Raw genomic sequence first — 4627 nt, 5'->3', positions numbered from 1 at the left:
TATTTTTAACGATGAAGCGGCAAAAAAGAGTCCTGTCCCTGCGGGCTGATGCTAAAATTGCCCCATACTGCGTTACAAATCTCGCTAAGGCATCTGCATTATCGTCGCTTTGTGCCTTGTCTGGAACAATTTTAGCGATCAGCAGTGCCTATTTGCGAATGTTCAACACGCCCTATAGATAACTAGCGGCCAAATTGCGGACAAGCCTAGTCACCCTTAACGATTTCTGGCGGACCTTCTAGTAGCTCTTCATCCGCAAACTCATTGGCAGTATTGTGCTCAATCGACTCATCAGTGATAAAGCGCTGTTCGGCACGATACAGTATCAGCTCATCACGGTTGAACCCACGTATCATGGCATACAACATGACAAATACCACGATAGCAAAGGGAAACCCTGCGACGATAGCCGCCGCTTGCAAGGCGCCAAGCCCGCCCGCTGCCAACAAAATAGCCGCTACCAGACCTTGCATAATGGCCCAAAACAAACGCTGAATCTTAGGCGGATTGGTATCGCCGCCAGCAGTCAGCATGTCAATGACAAAGCTGGCCGAATCTGATGAGGTCACAAACCACAATACAATCATCAGAACGATCAACATCGTCGTGGCTTTGGTAAATGGATAAAACTCCATCAGCTTAAAGATGGCGCTACCATAATCGTTTTGTACCACCTCGATAAACCCAGGGTTACCGATCAGCTCCATGTCTACTGCGACACCGCCAAAGGTCGTGAACCAGAAAAATAAAATAATCATCGGAATAAATAACACGCCGAGCAAAAACTCACGAATGGTACGACCACGAGAGATACGCGCGATAAATACCCCGACAAATGGTGACCAGCTGATCCACCATGCCCAGTAAAATATCGTCCATGAAGACTGCCAATCACCTTTACTATAGGCCTCACTCCAAAAGCTGAGCTGGACGATGTTTTGTATATAGTTGCCGGTGTTTTCGACCAAGCTGTCCATGATGTACTGTGTGGGTCCCATGATAAAAGCAAACCCTAACAACACAAAGGTCAAAACAATATTGGTATCACTTAGGCGTTTGATACCCTTATCCAAGCCCATTAGCAATGAGCCACAGGCAAGTATGGTGATAAAGGCAATTAAGATCACCTGCATGGTGACAGAATTAGGTAAACCAAATAACCCCTCAAGTCCAGAGTTAATCTGCAATACGCCAAAACCCAAGGTAGTAACCACGCCAAACATGGTACCAAAGACCGCTAGTGTATCGACCGTATGTCCCCACTTGCCATAGATTTTTTGGCCCAATATCGGGTAGAGACTAGAGCGAATCGATAAAGGCAAGCCACGGCGAAAATGAAAGTAAGCCAATGACAACGCCACGATGGCATAAATAGCCCAAGCGTGTATCCCATAATGCAAAAATGAGATATTCATCGCTTGTTTGGCAGCCTCTACTGTCTCGGCCTCACCCAGTGGCGGCGCCATAAAGTGATAGACAGGCTCTGCGGTGCCCCAGTACATGATGCCGATACCGATACCCGCTGAAAACAGCATACCTATCCAAGATGGCAGGCTATATTGCGGGGTTTCGGTTTGATGACCTAAGCGGATATCACCGTATTTGCTAAAGATTAAATACAGACACAGCGCCACGGCCACGTTCATTAAAATAATAAACATCCAACCAAAGCGGTTGGTGATAAAGCTTTGTACACTAGTAAATATCGTATCTGCTAGCTCATGAAACAAAGCGCCGAATATAATAAACCCCACAATCAATATTGCAGACGCAATAAACACCGGTTTATTTACTCGCGGAAAAGGCCCTAAGCGACCTATTTTGAGTTCACTCATCTTAGTTATCCAATATGTTAGGGTGAGTTACCTTAACAATATGTTACCCATTTATCAAACCTCGCCCTCAATTGTTAAGTTTTGATACAAAAAAAATAGCCCTGAATTCTCAGAGCTATTGTGGCATGACTGTTTAATAGGTGACTTAACACAGTGAATTAGCACTGTTTTTCGCGGCGCTAGCCTACACATAAAGACTAGTCACCTTTGACAATCTTTGGCGGCCCCTTTAATAACTCTTCATCGACAAACTCATCAGCGGTATTGCGATCGATAGACTCATCCGTAATATACTGCTGCTGCGCGCGGTACAAAATCAAGCGATCACGGCTCAAACCGCGCCATAACGAATACATCATCACAAAGATGACCAATGCAAATGGCAGACCTGCAACGATGGCAGCGGCTTGTAATGCGTCCAATCCACCTGCAGCCAACAAAATCGCCGCGATTAAACCTTCCATCGTCGCCCAAAACAAACGCTGAATCTTGGGCGGATTGGTATCACCACCAGCAGTCAGCATATCGATGACAAAACTGGCCGAGTCAGAGGAAGTCACAAACCACAGGACAATCATGATGACGAGCAACAACGTAATTGGCTTGGTCAGTGGATAGTACTCAATCAGTCTAAAAATCGCACTGCCGAAGTCTGCATTTACCGCGTCGACCAATCCTGGACTCACCAAAGCGGGGTCAAGGGCGGTGAGCAGCTCCATATGGATGGCCACCCCGCCAAAGGTGGTAAACCAAAAAAACAAAATCGTCATGGGAATAAGCAGCACGCCAAGGGTAAACTCACGAATGGTACGACCACGGCTAATACGTGCGATAAACACCCCAACGAACGGCGACCAGCTAACCCACCATGCCCAATAAAAAATCGTCCAGCTACTTTGCCAATCGGTATTGCTATACGCCTCGCCCCAAAAGCTCAGTGGCACCATAGCGGCCAAATAGTTTCCGACGTTTTCAAAAAAGCTATCAAAGATAAATAGTGTCGGGCCCAAAACCACCATAAACGCCAGTAGCAAGCCTGTCAGACCCATATTGATATCACTTAAGCGCTTGATACCTTTATCAAGGCCCAACATCAGCGAACCACAAGCCAGCAGCGTGATAAAGGCAATAATAGCAAACTGCACACCGACACTGTTAGGAAAACCAAATAGGTTTTCGAGGCCTGAGTTGATCTGCATCACCCCCAACCCCAGCGAAGTGACTACCCCAAACATCGTGCCAAATACCGCTAAAACATCGACAGTATGGCCCCAGCGTCCATAGATTTTTTGCCCCAATATCGGATACAGAGTCGAGCGTATAGACAGCGGCAACCCCCGTCTAAAGTGGAAGTACGCTAAAGATAGCGCCACGATGGTATAAATCGCCCATGCATGCAGCCCCCAATGCAAAAACGAGAAGTTCATCGCTTGCTTGGCAGCCTCCACGGTCTCAGCCTCACCCAGCGGTGGTGCCATAAAATGATATAACGGCTCGGCGGTGCCCCAATAAACCAGCCCAATACCGATACCTGCTGAAAACAGCATACCTATCCAAGAGACCAAGCTATATTGCGGACGCTCCGTCTGTTTACCCAAACGTATATCACCATAACGACTTGCGATCAGATATAGGCAAAATACCAGCGCCACGTTCATCAATAGAATAAAAAACCAACCGAAGTTGGTAGTGATAAAGCTTTGTAAAAACCCAAATAGTGCGCCTGCCGCTTCTGTAAAGAGCACCCCAAATATAATAAAGCCAACAATCAAAATACTTGATGTGATAAAGACTGGCTTATTGACCCTTGGGAAAGGACCCATTCTTTCAACTTTTACGTCATTCATCCGTTAATATCTCACCTCCTAAAGAAGCTTACCTTAACAAACCAACCTTTATTTATCAATTAATTACACAATTTCACTCAATAAAAATACCGCTAAAACACAGCTGATACTATATTTCTATTTTGGTTTTATTAGGGCGTGTTGACTGACCAACTGTAACAGTTTGGCATCCTTGCCGTCTTCGAGCAGCCACACTCGCCCATCGACGGCCAACACACTACGCACCCGCTCCCCCATATCGTACCGATAACGCTCACCTGCTTTCTCACTGCCATTGTTGCTGTCAAGGCGCACCACCATCAGCGCTTGTGAGGACAGGCCACTGATAAGCGCATGCCCTTGCCATGCAGGAAAGTCGTTATGACGGCCGGATGCATAAATGCTCATTGAAGACGGTGAGATAACAGGCGTCCAAGTGATATGAGGCGCAGCAAAATCAGGCCGCGTATCATGATCAGGAATATCAGTCCCATTATAATTGCGGCCGTTTGAGACGACCGGCCAGCCGTAGTTACGGCCTTTTTTGATCAAATTAAACTCATCACCGCCGCGCGGCCCCATCTCATGCGCCCAAAGTCTGCCTGCATCGTCAAATACCATACCAAGAACATTGCGATGACCTATCGACCAAAACTGCTTGGCAATCTCGTGCTTATCTTCGGTAAATGGGTTGTCCTTTGGCACAGAGCCATCTGGATGTAACCGTATGATTTTTCCCAAGTTGCCACTCATATCCTGCGCGGGGGCTTTTTGTTGGCGATCGCCCGAGCTGATATATAGATACTGACCATCAGGGGAGAAGAGCAAACGATGGCTATAGTGACCTTGACCGCGTACCTTTGGGGCTTGCTCCCAGATAGGCACCAGCGCTTGTAAGCTTGGCGTCTCAGTATCCAGCCCCGTTAGTGCCGCTTTGATGACTTTTGCCCCAAACTTGCCGCTATC

At 47.0% G+C, this 4627-nt stretch carries 4 protein-coding genes; 1 reads left to right on the top strand and 3 read right to left on the bottom strand.

Translation table 11 applies throughout. The features are described 5' to 3' along the window. Window positions 1–182: hypothetical protein (locus tag NK638_RS11920; protein ID WP_274633177.1), on the top strand; the 182-nt coding region annotated here is incomplete at its 5' end. A 24-nt stretch (window positions 183–206) separates the two neighbouring features. Here the strand turns inward: NK638_RS11920 and NK638_RS11915 are convergent. The 3 genes from NK638_RS11915 to NK638_RS11905 form a co-directional block, all read right to left on the bottom strand. Further along, entirely contained in the window at window positions 207–1835 is a 1629-nt protein-coding gene (locus tag NK638_RS11915; RefSeq protein ID WP_274633176.1) for a BCCT family transporter, read from the bottom strand. A gap of 197 nt (window positions 1836–2032) precedes the next feature. After that, window positions 2033–3682 (bottom strand): BCCT family transporter, encoded by a 1650-nt coding sequence (locus tag NK638_RS11910; protein ID WP_274633175.1) that lies wholly within the window; start codon window positions 3680–3682, stop codon window positions 2033–2035. A gap of 117 nt (window positions 3683–3799) precedes the next feature. Then, the coding region (locus tag NK638_RS11905) for a PQQ-dependent sugar dehydrogenase (protein ID WP_274633174.1) at window positions 3800–4627 on the bottom strand (828 nt) is incomplete at its 5' end.

This window comes from Psychrobacter sp. A3 (assembly GCF_028823565.1).
GTDB lineage: Bacteria > Pseudomonadota > Gammaproteobacteria > Pseudomonadales > Moraxellaceae > Psychrobacter > Psychrobacter celer.
This window is presented reverse-complemented; position numbering and strand designations above follow the sequence as displayed.